Below are 24570 nucleotides of genomic sequence, written 5' to 3'. Positions count from 1 at the left end.
CTCTAAATGATAGAATCCATAGTAATACAATCAAAGTTAGGAAAAAAGAAATCTTTTCAAGAAGAAATTACTTTAAATACGTTTTCTTTTGATTTTACTGATTTCGCCCCTTCTGAATTACAAAGCTTTGATGTAAAAATTGTATTTAAAGAGTCAATAATTTTGTTCCGTAATAATGATTACAAGTGGGTCAGCTGTGACAAAGAAAGAATTGCGAATGAATTTTGTCCAAAGATTATCAAATTAGACAATGGTTTTTTTGTCCAACCCAACATAAATTATGGGATTTGGGAAATTAACCCAACGCATCCAAAAATACTTTATTGGCGATTTAATCCTGAAAATTCAAATCCGATTACGCAATATATTGGGAAAGAAAATGCAAAAAAAATTATTCAAGCCAATAATTTTTATGATTTTTATGTATCGCCTAGGTTACTTTTTTCGAATCAAAACGCCATTGAATTCAGTAGATCTAAAATTCCATTCACTGCCATTGCCACATTTACAGACCATTGTGACTATGATACACTTGAAAGTATTCAATTACAAAGAAAATTTTTTAAATCAAACAATATAAAGGTAACAAAAGGTTTTTTTCTTAATCATTTTTCCAAAAGAGAAGATAATGCTTCTTTTGAAAATGACTCTGAAGAGTTATTGCAATGGAGAAACGACGGACACGAATTGGCTTACCATTCCTTATCACAGTCGTTAAAACCAATTGATGCGAGTTTGGCAGATTTTTTTAACTTCCAGCCTCCTTTTGATGATTTGATAACGTGGATAGATCATGGCTATCAACCCTACAATTTTACACTTTATCAAAATAGTAATATCGAAGGAAAGGATTTTTCAACCAATTTAAAAAATAAAAACATTAATATTCTTTGGAATTACATCGATTCAGGAACTGCAACAAGAGGTGTGATTAATCAGTTAAATAGAAATGACTTTACATTGAGTAGTTTTTATAAAGGAATTCAAAATCATCCTTTTAAAGATAAACTTGCAATGATGATAAAGAATATACTATTTCATTTTTACGCAGACAAAGAATTAATTCTTAAGTATGGAAAGACAGCAGGTAGTTTTAAACGTTTTTTTTACCAACGAAAAGTAAAGGCATTATTTACTTTTATCAACTGTTTTTTTAGTTTGTTGTTCCCTATTTTAAAAGTTTTTATATTTTGGAAATCTAATAAAAATAAGCCTTATAAGTTGGCAAATTATACTCCACTTTTATTTAAACATAAAATTCTTGACAAGGAGTTTTATGTTTTTCAAACTTTAGAAATGGTTGATTTTAAAAAAGCATTACAAAAAGAAAATATTCTAAAACTAATAGATGAAAAAGGGGTATTCATTGCACATACTTATTTTGCTGTCCCGATGAAATTTCATACCGGAAGAATTTTTAAAAAACCGAATCAAGTGGATGATGAAGTAGCTCAAAATTTTGCCAATTTAGGAGAAATGATAGCTAAAAATGAAATTTGGAATCCAACTTTAGTAGAATTGGTAGATTATTTGTCTAAATTTGAAAGAACTGTATTAGATGTTGATTCAGAAGGCAAAATTGTTGTATCAAATTCAATTAATTTAATACATAGAATAGTGAATTAATGGAGATTATTTTTTCTAAAGATAATGATTGGTTAGCTAAATGGGATGACTTTGTGCAAAACGAAAATAGAGCATCGCATCTCTTACTTTCTGATTGGAATAAAGCATTTCAATCCTATGGGTTTGATTTTGAGATTGGCCTTTTAGTTGAAAATGATAAAATTATTGGGGGGTTTTCTGCGGTAATTGCCAAAGCACTATTTTTTAAGTTTTACATTATTCCTTTTGGCCCAATTGTTTCTTTGGGTTATGAAAGTAAGTTAAATGGTTTAATCGAAAAAGTACTTGAAAGAGCTAAACTTTATAAATCGTGTTATTGTCACATTACAATTCCAGTAAATACCAATGGAAACAAGCACCTTTTTAGAGAATTACCATTACTTCCTATTTTAAATAATGTGCAAAAGGGGCATTTATTTAAATTTGTATATTCATCAAACGGTTTAAATTGGAAAAGTGTAAATAATTTTACAAATGAAGAAGAGTTACTTTCAAGCTTTAGAGCGTCCGTGAGGAGATATATTAGAAGCTCAGAAAGAAAAGAACTTGAGTTACGATTTTTAGAGTCGGAAAAAGATGTTAAACTAGCTTATAATTTATGCTTGGAAAACGCAAAAAATCATAATTATTCATTACGTGATTGGAGTTCTTTTAAAGAGACTTTACTTACCATGATTGAAAATAAAAAGGCTAAGTTTTTAGGAGCATTTTATGAAAATGATATTAAAGGTGCTGCACTTATTGTGAAAGCCGGAAACTATTACACCTATATTTTAGGAGGAACTAAAAAACAAAAACCTGATTTTTTAGCGGGTCATTTTTTACATTGGCAAGCCATTAAATTATCATTCTCTGAAAAACTAAGTGGTTATAACATCTCCTTAGGAGGCTCTAAAGGTGTAGTTGATTTGAAAAACAGTTATGCAGATGGTCAAATTTATTTTGAAAATTCAAAATACCATTGGGTACTTAAACCAACTTATTTTAAGTTATATTTATTTTTTGAAAAGAAATTAAAAAATAATAAGAAGCTAATTTCTAAACTATTAAATCACATAAAAAGATAATGATTAAGAAGATCAAACCTTATTTAAAAGTTAAAAAAATTGATGTCTTAATTTATTACATGACACCTGATTTCGTAACTGCTTTCCCTTCTCTGGATTATCAAATTGATAAACAAGGAATAGATGCTAATAAAACAAAATATTCAATTACGATTGATTCGATTTGCATTCACAAAAGTTTTCTGTTTAAAAAATTAAATATTCTCAAATTAATTGATAGAAAAGGACCAACTATTGGTGATTGTGTCACAATACCTGAATATAAGGGAAAATCCATTTACCCATTTGTAATTAATCACATTGCTAAAGAAGTTTTAAAAGAAGATAATGAAGTTTTTATTATTGTAAATTCAGACAATGTTAGTTCGATAAGAGGAATTGAAAAAGCAGGATTTAAATTGCATACAAGAATTAAAGCAAAACGATTTTTATTGTTTTACTATAATGTGAACAGGAAAGCTTAAGAACGTATTTAAGATTAATTATTTGTTAAGAAAAAGGATAGTTAATTTTATTGAAAAACAATGACAAGTATTCATAAGCTCTCCTTTGCTAAATTTTGTACCGGTGGAGAAACGATAATTTTTTAATTGAATGATAGTAAAGCCTTCTTCACGGAAGGCTTTTGTTTTTTTGAAAATTTTAAATCCATGTTAAACCTAACACTCTTTTGAATATATTTGTAAGTACTTTAAAATCAATAATTCAGTTTTTAAACTAGATGAAAAAAAATTACGTACTATTCGCAATCCTATTGAGCAGTATTTTTTTCTGCTCCGCCCAAACGTTTGAAGTTAAAAATGTAGCAAACGAACCGTTAGAATTAACCTTGCGTTTGCCGGTTTACACCAGTCAACAAAAAACGATAGGGGGAAAAAACTATGAAGACTTCTCTGCTCTCAAAAGCATTTTGATGTTGCAAAAAGAGGCTCCGGCCTTACCCATGTTTTCAGAGTCATTGCAAGTACCTGATACAGGAGCTTTTTCTTTAGAAATAAGTTACGATAGCTTTGACGAGTTTACCAATGTTGAGATTCTACCTTCCAAAGGAAGTTTAAAAAGAAACGTAAATCCCGAGACTATTCCCTACGCGAAAGGGGAAGTTTTTAATCAAGATGCGTTCTTTCCGGGAAGTTTAGCTCAATTGGGGAATCCCTATATTCTTAGACAAACACGAGGGATAACCGTATCGTTTTATCCGTTTCAATACAATCCTGTCACCAAAACATTACGGGTTTATCGCAATTTAACCGCTAAAATTATTCATCAACCCAATGAAATCGGACTGAATGAGCGTTCAGTTTCGACTCCGAAAAACGATGAGGTTTTTGCTCCGTTTTATCGAAATCATTATGCCAATGCTTTGCAATACCAAAGTATGCAAGAGCAAGGACAACTTTTGATTGTGTGTCCTACTGCCTATCGCAACGTCGTTGAACCCTTAGCCAATTGGAAGAAAGAAAAAGGGATTGCCACAACGGTGCTTGAGTTAACGCAACCGGGTGTTATTTCGTCTTTTGCCCTTAAAAGTTTAATTCAAACGCATTATCTGGAAAATCCGGATTTGGTTTATGTTTTATTAATCGGTGACCACGAACAACTACCTTCTCACAATTATGGATTCAACGGCGAAGAAAATTTATACAGCGACTCTTTTTACGGTCAGTTAGAGGGTGCCGATTTTTATCCGGAGTTATTTGTCGGACGATTTTCAGGCAATTTATCCGAAGTACTTACCATGGTTAACCGAACCTTAGAGTATGAAATTAGTCCATTAGCGGGAGATTGGATGACGAATGCAATCGGAATCGGCTCTAATGAAGGTTATGGTTATGGAGATGACGGTGAAGCCGATTGGCAACACCTTCGCAATATAAAAACTCAATTACAAGCGTTTGGATACAATACCGTGCATGAATTCTATGAAGGTTCACAAGGAGAAGGTGATAGTCCCGGAAACCCTTCTTCCACAATGATCGTAAATGCTCTCAATCAAGGAGCCGGTTTGATGAATTATACAGGTCATGGTTGGACAGAAGGGGTAAGTACAGGCGATTTTACCAACAGTGCGGTGAATCAGTTAACCAATTCAGGAAAATATCCATTCGTGGTTTCGGTTGCTTGTAATAATGGCACTTTTGTTGCAAATACTTCTTTGTGTGAATCGTTTTTGTGTGCCAAACAAGGGAGCGACATCACCGGAGCCATCGCCAGTTGTGGTTCTTCCATTCTTATGGCTTGGGCAGAACCGATGCAAACCCAAGATGAAATGACGGAATTAATTATTCAAAGTGATGAAAATACTCGTATGACAACCTTAGGAGGTTTGTTCTACAATGGCCAATTGAGTATGTTGGAAGCCTATGACCAAAGTAATACAGCGATTGAAGTAATGCAAACCTGGGTGTTTTTTGGTGATCCATCGGTTGTGTTTCGCAACCAGGTTTCGGAAGCAATTACAGCCATTCATCCCGAAGAAGTTTCAATTAGTGGTGGTATAATTTCGGTAGAAAGTAATGTAGCCGATGCCAATGTAACGCTCACCCAAAACAATATTATTTTATACAACGGAACCTTAGTCAACAATCAAATAGAAATCGATTTGGCATCGTTTACTTCAGAAGAGGTGGTGAAAGTAACGCTTACTAAACCCAATAGGACACCCTATCGTGGGGAAATTGCGGTGAACGAGGCTCTGTCTCTATCCGATTTTGAAAATGGATTTGTAATTTATCCAAACCCGGCCAAGGAGGTTATCAATATTAAAAGTAATCGTGCTGATCTAGGATTAGCCTCACTGAAATTGTTTGATTTAAATGGTAGATTGTTAGTGAATTATGAAAAGATTTCACTGGCTTCTGAGTACAGTATTCCGGTACAAAATCTTTTGTCGGGGATTTATGTTTTATCAATTCAAAACGGAGATTTTCAGAAAAATCAAAAAATCGTAGTGAAATAATGATAATTTTACAATAGTATCAGCAAAAGGCTCCTTTTATCAAGGAGCTTTTTTTATCTTTGTCAAAAGACAAAAGCAAGTATATGCTACCATTGAATATTCAAAATGAAACGTCCCGATTAAGGGCCGTGGTATTAGGAACCGCTGTCAATAACGGTCCAACACCCACCGCCGAAGAAGCCTATGACCCGAAATCACTCGAACACATTCTAGCAGGAACTTATCCCGTTGAAGCGGATATGATTACCGAAATGGAAGCCTTCAATCAAGTGTTTAAAAAGTATGATGTGGAAGTATTCCGGCCGGATATTATCCCTAATTACAATCAAATTTTTAGTCGTGATATTGGTTTTGTGATTGACGATGTGTTTATCAAAGCTAACATCTTACCCGATAGAGAAAAAGAACTCGATGCTATTCAATACGTCATTGACCACATCGACCCAACTAAAGTAGTTCGTCCACCGGAGGAAGTACACATTGAAGGGGGCGATGTCATGTTGTGGAACGATTATATTTTCATCGGCACCTACAAAGGTTCCGATTACAAAGATTACATCACGGCCCGCACCAATATGCAAGGGGTGGAATACATCAAACAGTTGTTTCCACATAAAAAAGTAAAAGAATTTGATTTAGTGAAATCCAAATTAGAAGCAAGAGACAATGCGTTGCACCTCGATTGTTGCTTTCAACCCGTAGGCACGAATAAAGGAATCATCTACAAAAGCGGTTTCCGTGAAGAAGCCGATTATGTATTTTTGGTGAACCTTTTCGGAAAAGAAAATTTGTTTCACATCACCCGAGATGAAATGTACCACATGAATTCCAACGTGTTTTCCATTGCACCGGATGTGGTGGTTTCCGAAAAGAATTTCACCCGCTTAAACAACTGGCTTCGTGAAAATGGCTTCACCGTAGAAGAAATACCATACGCAGAAATTGCTAAGCAAGAGGGATTGTTGCGATGTTCGACGTTGCCTTTGGTTAGGGATAAATAGTTGTCGGTTGTCTGTTATCCGTTATCGGTTAACTGAGATCACATCTATTTTTTAAGAAATATAAACCAATAAATTTAATGTATACGCCATGAAAAGTTATAACGATTTAGACATTTATCAATTTAGTTTAGATTTATTTTTTAAAGTTCATCCTGCTTCATTATTACTGCCGAAATATGAGTTATATGAATTAGGAAGTCAAGTGAGAAGATCATCCGATTCCGTAGTTTCAAACATTGTTAAAGGCTATGGAAGAAAAAGATATAAGGCAGATTTTGTGCGATTTTTAGTTTTTAGTCATAGTAGCTGCTTAGAAACAAAAAATCATCTTTTTAAAATCAATCGTTTATATCCGGGTGTTGTTCCAAACATTGAGGAATTTATTAATGAGTATGATATTTTAGGAGCTAAAATTTTTACCTTTATAAAATATGTAGAAGAACATTGGAAATAATCTCTTGACGGTTGTCTGTTGTCCGTTATCCGACAACCAACAACCGACAACCAACAACCGACAACCAACAACCGACAACCAACAACCGACAACCAACAACCGACAACCAACAACCGACAACAGACAACCGACAACAGACAACCGACAACCGACAACCAACAACCGACAACCGACAACAGATAACAGATAACAGACAACAAAAAAATGAACCAAACCACCAATTCCATCCTCATGATTCGCCCCGTTGCCTTCCGTATGAACGAGCAAACGGCTGTTAATAATTATTACCAAAAAATATTAGAAAACACCACTCCTTCAACGGTGAATGCCAAAGCTCAAAACGAGTTTGATGCATTCGTAGAGAAACTTCGCAAAGTAGGTGTAAATGTGATTGTAGTAGAAGATACGCTTGACCCGGACACACCCGACAGTATTTTTCCCAACAACTGGATATCCTTTCATGAGAATGGCGATGTAACGTTGTATCCCATGTTTGCTGAAAACCGCAGAGCGGAACGAAGAGAAGATATTTTAGATATTTTAGAAGACAAAGGCTTTGTAATTAACGAAATCATGGATTATACTTCTGCCGAGGAAGACGGCTTCTTTTTGGAAGGCACCGGCAGTATTATCCTAGACCGCGATAACGGAAAAGCGTATTGTGCTTTATCTCCTCGTGCAGATGAAGAATTATTCATCGAGTTTTGTGAAGATTTTGATTTGGCTCCGGTGATATTTGAAGCCTACCAAACCGTAAACGGCGAACGCAAACACATGTACCATACCAACGTGATGATGTGTATTGCTGAAACGTTTGCTGTTATTTGTGCCGATTGCATCGACGACAAACAAGAACGCAAAATGGTGTTAGACAATCTAAAAGCCGATGGAAAAGACATCATTTTAGTGACCGAAGACCAAGTGAATAACTTTGCCGGAAACATGCTGCAAGTCAAAGGAAAAGACGATAAACGTTACTTAGTCATGAGCAATTCGGCTTACCAAAGTTTGACCAAAGCACAAATTCATAAAATAGAACAACATTGTGAAATCTTGCATGCCAATCTGGACACCATTGAAGCCTGTGGCGGTGGAAGTGCCAGATGTATGATGGCAGAGGTGTTTTTACCTTTGCAGTGATGGAGTAGCTGAAAAATCAATTAATATTTATCCTCTTTTTAAAGTAGTTAAACGATTCTATTCGTATCACACTACTAAAACATTCATTTGATGAGGCGTATTTGTATGCAATCTGTATTGAATCAGTACTATATCTGTATTGTATTCATGGAGTTGCTACAATGATAACTTACACAAAAAACATAAACAGTCTATTAAACCTTTTCATCGCATGCTTGTCTAACCAAAGAACCTAAAAAATAAGATTATGAAAAAATTAACGATTTTAGCTTTTGGCGTATTGCTTTTAGGCAATGTTTCTTGTTCTCGTGATGAACGTACCGGTGTTGACCAACAGTTACTTAGTGCCAGTTCCGAAATTGATCAAACCAATGAAATTGACTTTAAAGAAGGGATTGATTTAACCACCAGTCAATCCACGTATGAAAATCGTCCGGCGGAACCTTCGCTTGCGAATGACTGTTTGACCATAACGGTGGATAACCCCGGAATGGGCATTTTTCCAAAAACATATACCTTGGATTATGGAGACGGATGTACGTTTAACGGCATTACTCGTGCAGGAACATTGACGATTACGTTAACCGATTATTTGATGAACAGTGGTTCGGTAATTACAATTGTAAGGGGTGATGATTACTACATCAATGGGAGAAAGCTGGAAGGGACCATTACTTATGTGAACACCACCACGAACTCAGAGATGCCACAATGGAACAGAACAATTACCGACGGTGGAATTGTGACACTTAATGGTAATTATTTCACTTTTTCCGGTCAGCGAACCGTGAAAATGACGGCCGGAGTAAATACACTTATCCTAGCGGATAATATTTATGAAATTTCTGCGGGTACGCACAATGTGGTGAATCCAAGCAATGGCAACACGTTGAATATGGTAGTAATCGAACCCTTAATCAAAAAATATGCTTGTCCGAATATCTCTCAAGGGAAATTGTCGCTGCAAGGCTTGTTGTTAGATGGAGTGTTGGATTACGGTGATAATACCTGTGATAATCAGGCGGTGTATACGCATTCGAATGGAAATACGTATTCGGTTACGTTGTTTTAGACTGTTGTCGGTTGACTGTTGTCGGTTGTCGGTTGAAGTGGAGGGGGGAAGAGATGGTTTTCAATGGATAAACGGAACTTAGATAAGCAGTTACTCTTTTCAGGAATATATTCATTTAAAAAAATGCCAATGGGTTTTCTCCTTGGCATTTTTTTTATAAAAACAATGATTTATTTTCTTAAAAATTTTGACTGAATCAGATCATTTACAATTTTGAAATTCAAAGGAAACTCGAGTATAACATGTAACATACTCATAAAAAATAATACATGAATGCCGGTTTTAAAATCAACAGCATAAATAATTATACTGATTATCCAAAGCGAAACAATGATCATCCATTTTTTAGTATTTATGATTTTATACCATCCAATCACAGATGTTTTGGCAAACCAATTCAGGTAATGATACGTATAAGCAAAAGCTACAAAAATTTGAATTTTTAGAGCTAAAGGAGCTAAAGGAGTAAAGACATTATTATCGTTCGAAAATAGATTAAATATTTTGGCATTTAACTGAAGCATATTTGATGCTTGCATTGACTGTTGCGTGTAGATTGATGGAATATACTCTTGTGGAATAACACGAGATAAAGAAATGAGCACCGGAACACTACCTAACAAAATGATGTTGAGTAATCCAAGTTGAGAGTTGTTTTTAAAGTATCCTGCCAACATGAAAAGGGCAGTGAATACATACACATGAATGAGGGTTGGCAAAAAGTAAATGACAATTGTGGAAATGAAATTGAATTGGGGGAGCAAAATAATTAACGGAAGTACTAAGAATAAATTAAATACGGTTATTTTTTTGATTGAACGAAATAAAGTAAGTGAAAATGCAAAAAAAAGAATAAAAAGCAATCCGTACAAACCCAAGTTTTTACCAAATTTGCGAATCCATGCTTGTGTATCATTTCCTAATTCAAAATAGGACTGAAGGATATGAAAAAAGGCAGGAATAGATAACAAAAAGGCAATCAGATAAAAAGCGTAGATAATTTTCTTGTGAGGAATAAAGTAATCGTTTTTTTCCAACCAATTGATTTCCGTTAAATAATGTAACGGACCCAAAATAGCATACGAAAAAAGAAACAGTTCAAACGGAATTGAAAAGGCCAATGTCAAGGAAATAACAATTGCAAGCGTATTAAACAAATCCGTTTGAGCTGTTTTCATAAATTAAATTTTAATCCATTTCAACGTTTTTTGACTCGTTTCTGAAGTTATTTTTATCAGATAAGTACCAATTTGTAGGGATGAAGTATTTATGCTCACATTCAAATCATTTACATTTTTAAATGATTTAACTTGTTGGCCTAATAAATTAAATAGTTCAATCGTTTGGATTACTTCATTCGATTCAATAACAACGCTGGTACCTCCAGGATTTGGGTAAACGATAGTTTCTAAGGGAACGGAATTTTCAGGCAAACTTAAGAACAAGTCGTCATCACATTTAACTGTTTTTGTTCGATTAAAATTATTGGCATTACTACAAGCACTGTTGGTATGATTATAAAAGCGTATGGTTTCTACCACATTGGAGGAATTCCAATGCAAAGGGGTAGGACCTGATTTGTAAATGATAGTACCATTTTCATTGGTAATGGTTATAAAATCTGAATTTACAGTACTTCTGAATGTATAATGCTTGTTTGGCAATATTCTTACTTTACCGTAGCTGGCTGAATTAGCCGTTGTGGTCATCACATATTCATTTCCGTCACAGTTGGTCGGAAAGTAAAGACTTTGAGGTGTTACATTTAAATGAGTAGTACAACCAAAAGGAGCAGTATTGGTCGTAAAGGGAAACGCTATCCAACTGCTTTTACTGGTTGCACTACAAACAGAACGTACCCAAACATAATAGTTCGTGTTTGGGGTTAAGTTGTTTAGAAACAGCACGGTGTCATTTAGCAAACCGGTAGCTGGTGTAGAACTTCCGGGAGCATTATTTGTTGTACTCAAATAATATTCAAATCCTTGATGAGGTGAAATCCCATTCGTATTCCAACTTAGTTTGGCATGATAACTACTGATGATATCAGCTTGAATAACAGTTGGGGAAGGGCAACTGTAATTGGATAAGGTTGTAAAAGTTTGGCCTTGTGTCCAAGATGCTTTATTGCCGTTATCACACACCCCTCGTACCCATGTGTAATAGGTTGCATTTGAATTTAATCCTGTCAATGTTATGACAGATTCGTTTGTGGTAAAAATGGGTTGTGAAAATAAACTGGGTGGGGTACTGTTAGTACTTCTGTAAATTTCATAACCCTCTCCGGGTTGAGGTGTTGGAATGTTCCAAAACAAAGTGGCTTGCTGATTAGTGATGTCGGTAACTGAAATTGAATTCGGACTCACACAGCTTTGATTGGATACGGAACATTTAATATAACGGGTTCGATTAACCGCTTCTGCCTCACAATTGTTATTTTTATGTATGTAATATCGAATCGTACCTGAATTAGAACCGGATAACCAATTTAACGGCGTTGGACCGGTTTTATAAATCACTGTACCGCTACTGTTGGTTATGGTGAGGTGGTCATTGGTATTTGAACTTCTGAATGTATAAAGTCTGTTTGAGGTTATACTTACATTGCTGTATTGACCCGCTCGGGCAGAATTGGTAATTACTTGATCATTTCCACTGCAATTTGGGGTGAAAGTAGCCGATGGGAACAAAGTGTTTCCGGATGGATTACAGCCGGCAGAGGTGGTAAAATTTATTCCCACCCAATCCGTTTGTAAATCAAAGAAACAGCTGGAGCGAACCCAACAATAATAGGTTGTATTTGGTTGTAAATCACCAAATGAAACAGCTGTTCCGGCAATTACTCCGGTAGGAATTGTTGAAGCAGTTGGGGGTGTATCTACCTCAGAAAAATAGTAATGATAGCCTTGTCCCGGTAACGGGTCTACTTCATTCCAATAAAATAAAGCACTATTGGTGTCAATATTACCTACTTGCAAATTTTGCGGTTCATAACATAAAATTTGAGGAAATGAATTGCAAAGTATGTTTTTTGTGCGGGGAGTTGTATCGATTTGGCAACTCGAATTATTGTGTAAATAATAACGAATTATTCCGGAATAGTTATTGGAATCCCATGAAATAGGGGTGATACCATGAGCCAGAATCGTATTTCCATCTGCTGAGGTAATGGTGATGTAATCAAAAACTCTTGAACTGGAGAAAGTATATTCAATGTTGGGGAAAACGATCACATTACTGTATTCGCCGGCTTTGGCTTGGGAGGTAATGGTTTGCAATGAACCGGTACAAGCAGGGGTGACATTAAGTATTGGTGCCACACCATAAGGAGCATTAGTACATTGAGCAATTGTAAAATACGGTTGAAATAATAAAAATATCAAAATCCCTTTCACAAAGGAAAGAGATTTTGAAGAAAATTGAAAAAAATTACGATTAAATTGTTTCATACTTATTGTTTAATTATTTTGTGTGTCGTTTGATAACCATCTGATTCAAAATGAATAAAATACAATCCGGAAGTGAGGGTTGAAACATCAATTGAATTGGTGGTTTCATCAAAAGTTCCTTGTTTTACTAATTTTCCATCAGCGGTGTAAACTTTGTAATGATAATTATTGAATACGGATTGAATAGTTAATTCAAATATAACAGGATTTGGATAGATTAAAAAATCATTTTTTTCAAAAGACGCTGTGTTTAATGAGGTTTCGGTGAGGGATAATAAATAGGAGTCTTCTCCACCTTGAGAAGAAACACTTTGAGTACCAGAATTTGGATCAAAATCAACACTAGCGGCGAATCTACCACTAAATAGCATCTTTCCATTAGATATTTTCATATCATTAGTGTACACATTATTAGACCCCCCAAAACTTCTCGCCCAAATTAAAGCATTAGTTGTTCCGTTAAATTTACCAATAAATACATCATTATTTCCAGTGCTTGTTAACGATGTATTTCCACTAGCTGGATTAATATCAATAGTATATTTAAAATGACCCGTAAAATAAAAATCATTATTGTTATCTAAAGTTATTGCAAAAGGATTAACACTAGCCAATATACTTTGACTTGGCGTTCGAACAGCTCCAGCCCATAAGTAATTACCCGAAGGATTTAACTTCCACAAAAAGCCAGTATTTAGATAGGTATAGACATCTGGTGATGGCGGTGTACCTGGAAGAAAATTAATATCACTATCTATTAAATTTGTCGCAACTGGTGAAGGATTAAAATCCACAATTCTTCCTCTAAAAGAACCTACCGCTATTACATTATCATTCCCATCAATAGCTATATCTCGTAAAAATGTTTCAGGAGTTGTTGAATAATTATTGCCAGATATGTTATTATTAGTTGTATTTAATGAAGCCTTCCAAGTGTAATTCCCTTCAGACGTTAATTTTACTATAAATCCAGCTGAAAAACTTGCGTGAGCAGTTTCATTTTGTGTAGTTCCTGCACTTGGATCAAAATCACATAAACCTCTAAAAGTACCTCCTACTATGATATTGCCTGAATTATCAACTTTAATTGAATTTCCAACGTTTCCGTTTGTATCAGACGTTGCAAACGATTTTACCCACACATAATCTAAATTTTCATTCAATTTCAATACATAGGCTTCGCCTCCAGCTGTTGTAGTCAAAGAATTGGTAACGCTCACATTTGGGTTAAAATCAACGGTTTGTCTGTAAATACCGGTAAGCACTATGTTATTATTACTATCCACATCCATGGCGTTTACAATATCATCACCTGCACCGCCTATAGCTTTGGAAAAAGCATAAGCTAAATCATCATACTTGGCTATAAAAAAATCTTTGCTCGTTCCAAAGTTAAAAACAGCATGGCCATTTTGAGCCGGACTGGGGTCTAAGTCAATAAATTGTTCAAAAGTACCCGATACCGTGACGTAACCATTGTTATCTATCAGGATATCGCCCGGCACATCATTACCCGGTCCTCCTATAGAAATTCCGTTGATGAAAGTACCGGAAGCATCAAACTTTTGAATGTAAATATCGGTACCCCCAACAGCTGTTACATTCAACGTACCACTTGATGGATTGATGTCTAACGTCCCTGTATAACTCCCCAAGGTATAAACATTTCCTAACGCATCGGTTGCGATTTTTGATGCGGTTTCTCCGGCTGTTCCACCGGTGGTGCGAACCCAATTAAACACTTGGGCAGAAGTGTTATAGTTAATGGCTAACCCTAACGCTAAAAGTAAAATTTTTTTCATAAGTAGATTGGTTTTAAGTTGATTCGAAAATACAGCCCTTTTTTTGTATAATTTCAGTAAGATTAGGCGGTGTGAATGTTCTTTTAATAAATGCATCGGTTTATTTAATAATTGTCTAAATCAGCGGAATTCACTTATTATTCAATAAGCTTTGTTTGTACAGTTTTAGTTTAAAAGTCAACGTTTATTAAATGATTGACTTATACTATTAAATAAGATAGAACGAAGTCTTTTTTCACCATTACCTTTCAGGTTTGTTTAATAATCCAAATCGAATAAATGATGAAAAATAGTGTACTGTGCCTAATCCTGTTCGTAGCTTTTTCTCAAATGTATTCGCAATCGTCTGAATACAGTAAAAAAGCACCGCTTAGTAAAAGCGAAGTAGATGCATTGCAACATCTGGTGACACAATTTTCAAAGGCGTATGAACAAGAACAACAAAGATTAAAAACCGTTCGACTTCCTAAAATTAAGTCAACGGATTCCATTCAAATAGAGTTGGAAAAAATCAATGAGCAGGGAGTTCCCATCTATTTTCAATCCCATAATGCGTTGGCAGCACAAGCTACCCGTACCAATTATTTACAAGATTTTGGTGGATTGGATTTGAATTTACAAGGCCAAGATATGGTTTTTTATGTGTGGGATTCGGGACATCCCAGGGTTACGCATGAAGAGTACAAAGGAACCGGCAACACCGTTAGAGTATCCTTGGAAGACGTAACCGCAGAAGGGGGTGGAGATTATACCCATTATCACGCTACCCACGTAACGGGAACATTACTGGGAAATGGTAGGGCTTTGCGGGAGGCAAAAGGAATGGCACCCCGAGCCACTGCCAAAAATTATCGGTGGTCAAATCATTTCACAGAGGTTGCTCAAGCCGCTTTAGAAGGAGCTTTAATAACCAATCATTCCTATGGTTGGTTTAATAATGGTCTGCCGGCCTATGAGTTTGGAAATTACAGTAGCACGGCAGCTGATTGGGACTTGATTATGCACAATGCTCCTCATTTATTGCTAGTGTTTTCGGCCGGAAATGATGGTCAGGCCAATTATAATACTCAACCGAATTTCAGCGGTTTCGATAAAATTTCAGGGCATCAATGTGCTAAAAACAATTTAGTTGTAGCCAACGCTACCTCCATCGTATTGAATGAATTAGGGGAGCTCGTATCGGCTTCTATCAATGCAAGTAGCAGTCAAGGACCAATGGATGAATTACGCATTAAACCCGACATAGCCGGAAAGGGAACACAGGTGACATCTGCGTATAGTACGTCTAATTTTAGTTGTTCCTCTTTAACCGGTACTTCAATGGCCACACCAAATGTGACCGGCTCTTTGATGCTTTGGCAGGAATTTTTTCATCAACAAGAGAATGGTTTTATGAAAGCCTCAACCCTCAAAGCATTGGCTTTACATACCGCAGATGATATTTTACCCCAAGGGCCGGATGCTTATTCAGGGTGGGGACTATTGAACAGTAAAAAAGCCATTCAAACCATCCAACGAAAAGGAAAAACTACGGAGATAATGGAGTCAACGTTGAGTAACGGTCAAGTCTACTCATTTCCAATTGTATCGGATGGAATTAATCCTTTACAATTATCCTTATGCTGGACTGACTTGCCCGGCGTGCCTTCTACGGCATTAAATTCTTCTCATTCCCGATTAATAAACGATTTGGATGTTCGCATCCTTCAAAATGGAACGACCTATTTCCCGATGAAGTTAGTATCACCAACTACATCCGGGACGGGTGACAATGCTGTAGATCCATACGAACGAATAACAATTTTAGTAGCATCGGGTAATTATACGGTAGAAGTGACCCACAAAGGAACGTTAACCGGAGGCTCTCAGCCTTTTAGTTTGGTCATTACAGGTGTAAATCACAATTGTACGACCGCTGTACCTACTGATTTGACGTTTTCCGCTATTACTTCCTCCTCTGTGGTGATTAAATGGCGGGATACCTCCATTCGTCCTTATCGGGTGCGGTATAAAAAAACATCCGATTCCAATTGGCAATCCATTGAAACGACTGAACAAGAAATACTTTTAACCGGTTTGCAGGCCTTAACCGATTATGAAGTCCAAATTCAATCGTTTTGTGGTGCTCAAACGTCCGATTTCAGTTCATTATTAGCATTTACTACAGTAGGGAATTATTGCACTTCCTCAGGGAGTTTATACCGTAATATGCGTATGGTACAACTGAATGATTATACAAACAATACTTTGATTTATAACCAAGGTTACCATAGTTTTCACGAACAACCTATTCGATTGGTGAAAGGGGAACCAAATGTCCTTCAACTTACGACCACTCCTTACAGTTATGGGGCAGCTGTTTGGATTGATTACAATCGGAATGGTTTATTTTCAGACCCCGGAGAAATGGTTTTTAGCAGAGCCAGTTCCACCGTTAACCCGATTACTGGCTCCTTTACAATTCCCTTGACTGTGAATGATGCAACCACCACGATGCGTATTGCCATCAAGCAAAATGGCATCCCAACGTTGTGTGAAACGTCATTTAGCGGACAAGTGCAGGAATATACAGTGCAAATAGCAACCGGTTTGTGCAGTGGTCAAACCATTTGGAATGGCACAAATTGGAGCAATGGATTACCAACCCTTGAAAAAGAGGCCGTCATAACCGGAAATTATCAGGGGCCCGGTTTCAGTTGTTGTAGTATAGCTGTGCAAGGAAATGCTGTCTTTAGTTTAACCGAGGGCCAGAATTTGATTGTAGTTGATTCCATTTCAGTGGCACCTTTGGCGACATTACACATTCCTTCAACGGCTAATTTGCTCCAACGAAAAAATACCGCTAATTCAACTCCAATTAGCCTTCAAACGGAAACCACTCCATTAAAACGATTGGATTATGTGTTGTGGTCTTCGCCGGTGGAAGGGCAAAATCTTCAGGACTTTTCGCCACTCACGGTAGCAAACCGATTTTATCGCTACCAATCAGCTACTAATAATTATCAATCTGTGGACCCGGCTGTGACTGATTTTGGTACGGGAGAAAGTTACTTAATTAGAATGCCTAATAATCATCCTACTTCTCCAACACCTTGGTTAGGCACATTTGAAGGTATTCCCCACAATGGCGATTATACTTTAACTGTACCGGCGTTTCAGTATGTGGCTACCGGAAATCCATATCCGTCAGCTTTTGATTTGTTTCAATTTGCAGCTGAAAACGGTATTCAAGACCCTATTTATTTTTGGCGAAAAGAGAATAATACCGCTACAAGTTCCTATGCAACTTATACGTTGTTTTTGGGTGGCTTGTCAAACAGTGGCGATCCATTTGACTGGAGTCCGAGAAGAGAGGTACGTCCCGGACAGGGTTTTTTGGTTTTTACCCGCAATAACCAATTGAAATTTAAAAATTACATGCGAACAGGTAACACCGTTTCTCCTATGTTACGCAGGAATACCCCAAAAAATCAAACGCATTTTGACGAGGATAGTGATGTTATTCATCGCATTATTCTTCAATTGAAAGGGCCTGAAACCATTTCTTCCAACATGATGGTGGCCTATTTGCCGGAAGCTACTTCGGAAGTAGATGCTTTTATTGACGGACAGTATATTGATGACAATCCCAACGCTTTAACTTCTTTAATAAATGGAGAAGAATTTACCATACAAGGGAAAGGCTTACCTTTTGAAACAACCGATACCGTTCCGTTGTCCTTTAAAACCGCTCAATCCGGAACATTTGAAATTGAAATGCTACACGGTAGTGGACTATTTAATCAGGAACAACCGGTTTTTTTAGTTGACCACTGGCTGGCTGTTGTTCACCCTATCTCGTTGATGCCTTATTATTTTGATTCTGCGGCAGGAGTTTTTTCAGCTCGATTTACACTGCAATTTACGGATGAATCTCTTTCTTTAGGGGAAGAAAATGGCGTTTCGGTTCAAACGGCTGTCCGCGATAATCAGGTTTTTATCACCGGTTTAACCCAATCCATTTCTGCCCTACAATTCTATGATGTGACGGGTAAATTGGTGGTAAGCGAAAAGGGTTTACACGATACAACGGTTGTTATTCCTACCGATGCATTCGCAAAAGGGGTATATATGCTTTCTATTACTCTGGCTAATGGAGAAGTATTGGTTAAAAAAATTCTGTTGTAAAAAGTTGGCCTTTCAATCTTTAATTATGGGTTATTTCTTTTACTTTTAATCCTCTAAATTTTTCATTATGAAATATTCAGTCTTATTCTTTTGTTTTATCTCTCAACTGCTTTTTGCTCAAACGGAGGAAGAAATGATTCGGGAAAATCAACCTGTTTTTAAAAAAGCAGAACAATTATTAAGTCAGGATAATACAACAGTTGAAAAAAGTATACAGGAAATAGACCAACTTATACCCTCTCAATCCTCTGTATATGTGCAACACGTTTTAATGATTCATAAGGCTTCCATGGAAAAACGAATCAATGTAAAAAAAGCGGGTTCTACTCTACAAAAAGTAGTTCCTTTTTTACTTCAGCACAACGATTATGTGCAATTGCGTTCTTTTTACAACAGTGTTCAAGGAAGAATTCTCTTTGAAGTACAAAAAGATTGTCAAGGTGCCTTGAAGCTGTATGAGGAAAATTTAGCTTTATTGCCAACCATTACGCATCCCTATACCGGTTGGAATGTTGTGATGGAAACGCAAACCGGTGTGATTAATTCGCTGTTGTGTTTACAACGTGACCAGGAAGCTTTGGAATACCTCAAGCAATTTGAATCTGAAATTAATCCGAAAACCCAGTTGAAAGAGTACATCTACGTGTTGGCTGTTTCCGGTTATATTCATACCAAATTTGCAAACTACAGCGAAGGCGAAAAGTATTTTCTAAAAACCATTGCCCTTTTAGAGCACTCCACGGCACATCAAGACAATTATTTGGCTTCCTGCAATAACTTAGCTCATATTTACAAAGTAACCGAGCAAACGGATAAGGGTATTGCCATATTGGAAAAAGCCTTACAAAGAGCCAAAAAGATAAAAGAATTGAATAATGAATTGCTGATTGCGAACAATTTAGGTTTTTTGTATGTGCAAAAAGAGGCTTATTCAAAAGCCCAACAATTGGGTTTGTCAGTACTGCAAACCGCTGATGAAAAACAGTTTGGGTTTCATACGGCCAATGCCAATCGTTTGTTGGCAACGGTGAACTATCACTTAGGCAATTACCAAGCAGCTGAAACCTATATTGATAAAGCCATTGCCTATTATAGGAATTTTCAAAATCAGGACTTGTTACGGCAATCGTTGGATGTAAAAAACAAAGTATTAATTCAAACCCAACAATTTGAAGAAGCCTCCCAAGTAAATTCAGAAATCATTGGGATGTTAGACAGCATTACGTTGAATTCCAATGTGCAAAATTTACAACGCAATCTTATCGCGTATGAAACCGAAAAGAAAGACCAGGAAATTACCATTTTAAAACAAAAAGAGAAAATACAAGCCTTTGAAATAGAAAAGCAAAAGCAGTTTTTAAGGTATAGTTTCCTAGGGTTAGCCGTCTTGTTTTTGGTAGCATTTTTAATCGTCTATTATCAAAAGAAAATCAATGCCATTCAAAGTCTGGCATTGCGTTCTAAACTTACGCGTTCGCAATTTAATCCGCATTATATCAACAATGCCTTTACGGCGTTACAGGCCACGTTAATTGAAAAGGGGATGGATGAAAAACTAATCAATTATACGGCAGACATTTCCAGGTTTTCCCGTTTGTTGTTAGAAAGTACTTTTAAAGAAGAATGGTCGTTGTTTGAAGAAAAACAAATGATTATCAATTATTTAAAAACTCAAATGCATCGATTTGATGATTCGTTTGATTTTCAGTTGACCGACCAATTTACCGAACATGAATTAAACCGTTATATGTTGCCGAGTGCCTTAACGCAAACGGTATTGGAAAATGCAATTGAACACAGTGGTTTTCAACAGGATAAACGGGGCACAATTGAAGTGTTTTTTGAAAAAAACCAAGAAAAAGAATTGGTGATTAAAGTGATGAATACCCTTGTTGGCGAGGAAAACACAGCCACTAAAAAGCAAGGAAATGAACCTTCAAGAGGATTGGAAATCACCAAACAACGCTTGGAATTACATCGCAAGATTCACCGGCAACACACTTCTTTTTCGTTTGTTAAAAATGAAAAGAAAGTTTGTGTTACCTTTACCTTACCTCTTTTAGCGGCTTAGTTATGAAAGCATTAATTTTAGATGATAACACCAAAATCAGCTCCATGATACAATCGCTTTTGGAAAAATATTTTTCTAAAAGCATTCGTCAAATTGATACTGTCGCAAGTGTAAAGCAGGCCGTAGAAGCCATTCAACGTGAGGAATATCAGTTGTTTTTGTTTGATATTCATCTGGGCAAGGAAACCAGTTTTGAAATTTTTACTCAAATTGAAAAAACCAATGCCAAAGTTATTTTTATCACCGGCCATGAAAAATACGCAATCGAGGCAATCAAACACAAAGCATTTGATTACATTTTAAAACCGATTAATATTGCTGAGTTCAAAGCGGCCATTGAAAAAGCGTTGGAAACCATTCAAAAAGAACAAAAAACCGGTAGTGCCAATGAATTTCGAATTAAACAGGAAAATTCGCTGATGCTGCGGGCTTTAGACAGCATTAAATTGGTTCGGTTGAATGAAGTGGTTTATTTAGAAGCCAGTGGTCCGTATACCGATGTGTATTTAGACAACCAGGAAAAAATTACGGTGACCAAACATTTGAAGGATTTTGAAAATAAATTGGAAGAAACCGGTTTTTTCAGGGTGCATAATTCGTTTATCATCAATACCTTAAAGATTAATAAAATTGTCAAGAAAGACGGATTAACCGTAGAAATGAATTCAAAAAAATCCATTGTTTTGTCTACCCGTCGAAAAGAGGATTTTTTGCGGTTTATTGAGAACTTTTTAGAAATTTAAGCTTCACGACACTTCATTTTAGGGTTTGGATCCCTCAAAATTAGTTTGCCTTCCGGTTTACCGGCATATCAACTCCACTTTCGTTCGGAAAAGGTATTTTTTTTGAAAAGGAGGCTCAAACAAAGTGTACCACAACCCCGAACCAAACCCGAAGCAAACCCGAAGGAAATACGAAGCATCCCCCAAGGAAGGTCTAGCGATAGTTGAAACCGCCCTGAATTCGGCTGTTGTCAGTAGAATCAGGCGTTGGCAGGGGATGGCTTTTTTTACTTTTGAAGGTATTTCGGGTGGAAAATGGACAAGTTTATTTTTTCAACCCATTTCTCTTTTTTTAAATTACTTTAATTAATGTATTTATAGTCAATAGTTTATAAAAAATAATTTAAAAATATATATTATTTTTCTTATTTTTGTAGTACCACAACTTCCTATGAATGTTGTGTTTTTATTCAATTGAAGTCATGGCAAAAATCAAATCGTATTCGGGGAAGATACCCAAGCGGATATTGGACCACTATGTGTTATACAAGTTAGACGGTGAGTTGATTATTCGGGAAATCTCGGGTTTTACGACAAAGGAGTTATTGCACAGTGCCAAATATGCCAATTGCCGTAAAAATGCCAGTGAGTTCGGACGGGTTTCCAGAGCTTGTAAAGGCATTCGGGTGGCGTTGGCGGGGGTTTTACCTAAGAAAAACCTGGCGGTGGTGAATGCACTGACCAAACACATGCGTTCGTTGTTGGTGTATGATACGGAGCACGTTCGTGGGGAAAGAACCTTGGCGACTGCTTTAGCCCAACCGGAAGGCCTTCGGTTGTGGAAAGGGTATTCGTTTAACCCGATGACGGCGGTGCGTTTTCAGTACACGGTGGAAGACCATCAACTGAAGCTGTCTAACATCACCCTTCCGGAAGAGGTTTCGTGGGTGGGTTTTCGTGTGCATGCCGTGGGGTATAACTGGGACACGTTGGAAGGAAAGCTACACTCCGGAGGGTGGCACTTTGAGCAACAGGTCAACGCCGGCTTATCCTATGGATTGCCAAAAGTAGAAGCCGAGTACCACAATATACTATATGTGTTGGAGCTCCAATTTTTTGAGGAAAAAGAAGGAGCCTTTCTACCCGTTCGAACGGAAGAGAAAGGGGTTTGGGTGGTGGAGTATTGGTAGTTGTCTGTTGTCTGTTGTCTGTTGTCTGTTGTCTGTTTTCTGTTATCTGTTTTCTGTTATCGGTTTTCTGTTATCGGTTTTCTGTTGGCTACTCACTAAGGACTATTCACTAATCACTAATCACTATTCACTCCAAAAGAAAATGCCTTTTCTCACTTGATAATCAACATAAAAAGTAGTAGGTTTGGGGGAGTTATACTTTTTTTGATGAAAATAATTAAATCACCATGGAAAAATGAATTGATGCAAATGGTTTCTGATGCAAAGGAATCCATCAAGATTACTTCTCCTTTTGTCAAAGAAAATATTTGTGCGGAATTGTTACAACACAAAAAAAGTAATAGCTCTTTGGAATTGATAACTTCCTTTAAGTTAATGAATATTTATAATGGTTCGGTTGATTTAAATGGTTTAGAACACATCATTAAAAGTAAAGGAGTTGTAAAGAATTTTTCGAGATTGCATGCTAAAATCTATCTTTTTGATGATAAAAAAGCTGTAGTTACTTCCGGAAATTTAACCAATGGTGGTTTGTTGCAAAATTACGAATACGGATTTTACATTGATGAACCATCGATTGTTTCTGAAATCAGTAACGACTTTAACCAATTATTGCGTGATGAAACGATGGGTCAGATTGAATTAAACCACATCAAAGAAGTACGCTCATTATTGAAAAAAATTCCCAAAAGTGAGCAGATTCCTTTACCAACTTATTCAGTAGATGCAACTGTAGAAAAAAATGATGTGATTACTTTACCTGAGGGCATTATCAGTAGTACTTTAAAAGGTTGGAAATTGATTGTATTTAATTGTATTCAATCTATACCAAAAGATGTGTTTACTTTGAATGATGTCAATGCTTTTGTACCCCAATTACAAAAAGATTATCCAAACAATAATACTATACCAGCCAAAATCCGTCAACAATTACAACTTTTACGTGATTTGGGATTGATTGAGTTTTTGGGAAATGGAAACTATAAAAAATTATGGCAATGAAAAAATACATCATCTTAACCCCCGAAGGAGAAACCCTTTCACCTAATGGAAATGAAGTGGAAAATTTGCAAGTCTTGGGTATTGTAGAAGCGGTTAAAGATGAAAACGAAGCCATTGTAAAACTCTTGCAGGAAAACGAATGGATTATTGATGCCGAATTCAATGTAGCGGAATTTATCTGCTATGAAATCGTTTAATTATTTCAAGTTTAAATATTTACCCGCTATTCCTGCGTTTTTGAGAAGAGTTGCATTTTCCTCTCCATACGCAATAAATACGCTTGGTGCTCCGGGAGTGCCACCTTGCACACCTGAAACCGTATAAAATTTAATTCTTCCTTTTACGAACAAAACGGCATGAGCATCGTGCCAAATGTGGTCAAAAAAGCATTTGGTTTCGGTGCGGGCAAAGATAAGGGCGATGCCGTTGCCGTGTATTTTTAATTTTTCCAACCATTTTTCCATGCCTTTGCCGTAGGGTGGGTTGAGGTACACTCTGCCAAACCACGGTTGCTGTAAACCGTTATCGTGAATGCTGTAATTGTGTTTAGCATGCACAAACGGCGGATGGATGGGCGTACACGGGTCAAGATCGAAAGTACCCAATTTTTTCACAAGTTCGGGTGGGGTGAGCCACTCTACCGTGGTTTGTTCTGATCGTTCAAAGCGTACATCCATTTGCGTATGATTTGGGACAAAGATGTGATCAATTTTTCAAATATCAAAGCACAAATAGATCATTATCAATTAGTTATACACACGATGCGTGTGATTTTAACCGTTGTTTTTTGGTAAACTATTGAGATTGAGAAAAGTAGAAAAGTGATTTTTTTTGAAGATTTTTTTGCT

At 36.5% G+C, this 24570-nt stretch carries 19 protein-coding genes; 15 read left to right on the top strand and 4 right to left on the bottom strand.

What is annotated here, in order from left to right; translation table 11 throughout:
* The first annotated feature begins 6 nt into the window (after nt 1–6).
* From EQG68_RS01820 to EQG68_RS01780, 9 genes are all read left to right on the top strand, one after another.
* Nucleotides 7–1626: a hypothetical protein gene (locus EQG68_RS01820; protein WP_129463080.1), complete on the top strand. Its 1620-nt coding sequence runs from the start codon at nt 7–9 to the stop codon at nt 1624–1626.
* Entirely contained in the window at nt 1626–2693 is a 1068-nt protein-coding gene (locus tag EQG68_RS01815; RefSeq protein WP_129463079.1) for a lipid II:glycine glycyltransferase FemX, read from the top strand. Before EQG68_RS01820 ends, EQG68_RS01815 begins: the two co-directional genes overlap by 1 nt.
* Complete coding sequence (locus EQG68_RS01810) at nt 2693–3157, top strand: hypothetical protein (protein ID WP_129463078.1); 465 nt, start codon at nt 2693–2695, stop codon at nt 3155–3157. The genes EQG68_RS01815 and EQG68_RS01810 overlap by 1 nt, the downstream gene beginning before the upstream one ends.
* Before the next feature lie 257 nt (nt 3158–3414).
* Nucleotides 3415–5652, top strand: coding sequence for a C25 family cysteine peptidase (locus tag EQG68_RS01805; RefSeq protein WP_129463077.1), 2238 nt, complete (start codon nt 3415–3417; stop codon nt 5650–5652).
* Nucleotides 5653–5735: 83 nt separating this feature from the next.
* A complete protein-coding gene (locus tag EQG68_RS01800; RefSeq protein WP_129463076.1) occupies nt 5736–6653 on the top strand; it encodes a dimethylarginine dimethylaminohydrolase family protein in 918 nt (305 codons plus the stop codon).
* An 88-nt stretch (nt 6654–6741) separates the two neighbouring features.
* Nucleotides 6742–7107, top strand: coding sequence for a four helix bundle protein (locus EQG68_RS01795; protein WP_129463075.1), 366 nt, complete (start codon nt 6742–6744; stop codon nt 7105–7107).
* Nucleotides 7108–7111: 4 nt separating this feature from the next.
* On the top strand, nt 7112–7297 hold the full coding sequence (locus tag EQG68_RS14985) for a hypothetical protein (RefSeq protein WP_164975366.1): 186 nt from the start codon (nt 7112–7114) through the stop codon (nt 7295–7297).
* 14 nt (nt 7298–7311) lie between these two features.
* Nucleotides 7312–8247 carry a citrulline utilization hydrolase CtlX gene (ctlX, locus tag EQG68_RS01785; protein WP_129463074.1) on the top strand — a complete coding sequence of 312 codons (936 nt, stop codon included), beginning with the start codon at nt 7312–7314 and terminating at the stop codon, nt 8245–8247.
* A 247-nt stretch (nt 8248–8494) separates the two neighbouring features.
* Nucleotides 8495–9319 (top strand): hypothetical protein, encoded by an 825-nt coding sequence (locus EQG68_RS01780; protein WP_129463073.1) that lies wholly within the window; start codon nt 8495–8497, stop codon nt 9317–9319.
* Between the two features lie 170 nt (nt 9320–9489).
* On the opposite strand, the gene EQG68_RS01775 is transcribed toward EQG68_RS01780, so the two are convergent.
* Genes EQG68_RS01775 through EQG68_RS01765 form a run of 3 tightly spaced genes read right to left on the bottom strand, consistent with a single transcriptional unit; the run spans nt 9490 to nt 14570 of the window.
* Nucleotides 9490–10497 (bottom strand): hypothetical protein, encoded by a 1008-nt coding sequence (locus tag EQG68_RS01775; protein WP_129463072.1) that lies wholly within the window; start codon nt 10495–10497, stop codon nt 9490–9492.
* 3 nt (nt 10498–10500) lie between these two features.
* Nucleotides 10501–12768 (bottom strand): fibronectin type III domain-containing protein, encoded by a 2268-nt coding sequence (locus EQG68_RS01770; protein ID WP_129463071.1) that lies wholly within the window; start codon nt 12766–12768, stop codon nt 10501–10503.
* 2 nt (nt 12769–12770) lie between these two features.
* A complete protein-coding gene (locus tag EQG68_RS01765; RefSeq protein ID WP_164975365.1) occupies nt 12771–14570 on the bottom strand; it encodes a T9SS type A sorting domain-containing protein in 1800 nt (599 codons plus the stop codon).
* Nucleotides 14571–14849: 279 nt separating this feature from the next.
* Here EQG68_RS01765 and EQG68_RS01760 point away from each other — a divergent pair, with 279 nt between their 5' ends.
* The 6 genes from EQG68_RS01760 to EQG68_RS01735 all read left to right on the top strand — a co-directional run bounded on the left by EQG68_RS01760 (nt 14850) and on the right by EQG68_RS01735 (nt 23919).
* A complete protein-coding gene (locus EQG68_RS01760) occupies nt 14850–18737 on the top strand; it encodes a S8 family serine peptidase (protein ID WP_129463069.1) in 3888 nt (1295 codons plus the stop codon).
* Nucleotides 18738–18804: 67 nt separating this feature from the next.
* Nucleotides 18805–20808, top strand: coding sequence for a histidine kinase (locus EQG68_RS01755; protein ID WP_129463068.1), 2004 nt, complete (start codon nt 18805–18807; stop codon nt 20806–20808).
* Between the two features lie 2 nt (nt 20809–20810).
* Nucleotides 20811–21551 (top strand): LytR/AlgR family response regulator transcription factor, encoded by a 741-nt coding sequence (locus EQG68_RS01750; RefSeq protein ID WP_129463067.1) that lies wholly within the window; start codon nt 20811–20813, stop codon nt 21549–21551.
* A 704-nt stretch (nt 21552–22255) separates the two neighbouring features.
* Nucleotides 22256–22720: a hypothetical protein gene (locus EQG68_RS01745; RefSeq protein ID WP_222845195.1), complete on the top strand. Its 465-nt coding sequence runs from the start codon at nt 22256–22258 to the stop codon at nt 22718–22720.
* A 207-nt stretch (nt 22721–22927) separates the two neighbouring features.
* A complete protein-coding gene (locus tag EQG68_RS01740) occupies nt 22928–23722 on the top strand; it encodes a phospholipase D-like domain-containing protein (RefSeq protein WP_129463065.1) in 795 nt (264 codons plus the stop codon).
* Nucleotides 23719–23919, top strand: coding sequence for a hypothetical protein (locus EQG68_RS01735; protein WP_129463064.1), 201 nt, complete (start codon nt 23719–23721; stop codon nt 23917–23919). Before EQG68_RS01740 ends, EQG68_RS01735 begins: the two co-directional genes overlap by 4 nt.
* On the opposite strand, the gene EQG68_RS01730 is transcribed toward EQG68_RS01735, so the two are convergent.
* A complete protein-coding gene (locus EQG68_RS01730; RefSeq protein ID WP_129463063.1) occupies nt 23920–24399 on the bottom strand; it encodes a DNA N-6-adenine-methyltransferase in 480 nt (159 codons plus the stop codon).
* Nucleotides 24400–24570 lie beyond the last annotated feature (171 nt).

The sequence above is a fragment of the Flavobacterium piscinae genome (assembly GCF_004122145.1).
GTDB lineage: Bacteria > Bacteroidota > Bacteroidia > Flavobacteriales > Flavobacteriaceae > Flavobacterium > Flavobacterium piscinae.
This window is presented reverse-complemented; position numbering and strand designations above follow the sequence as displayed.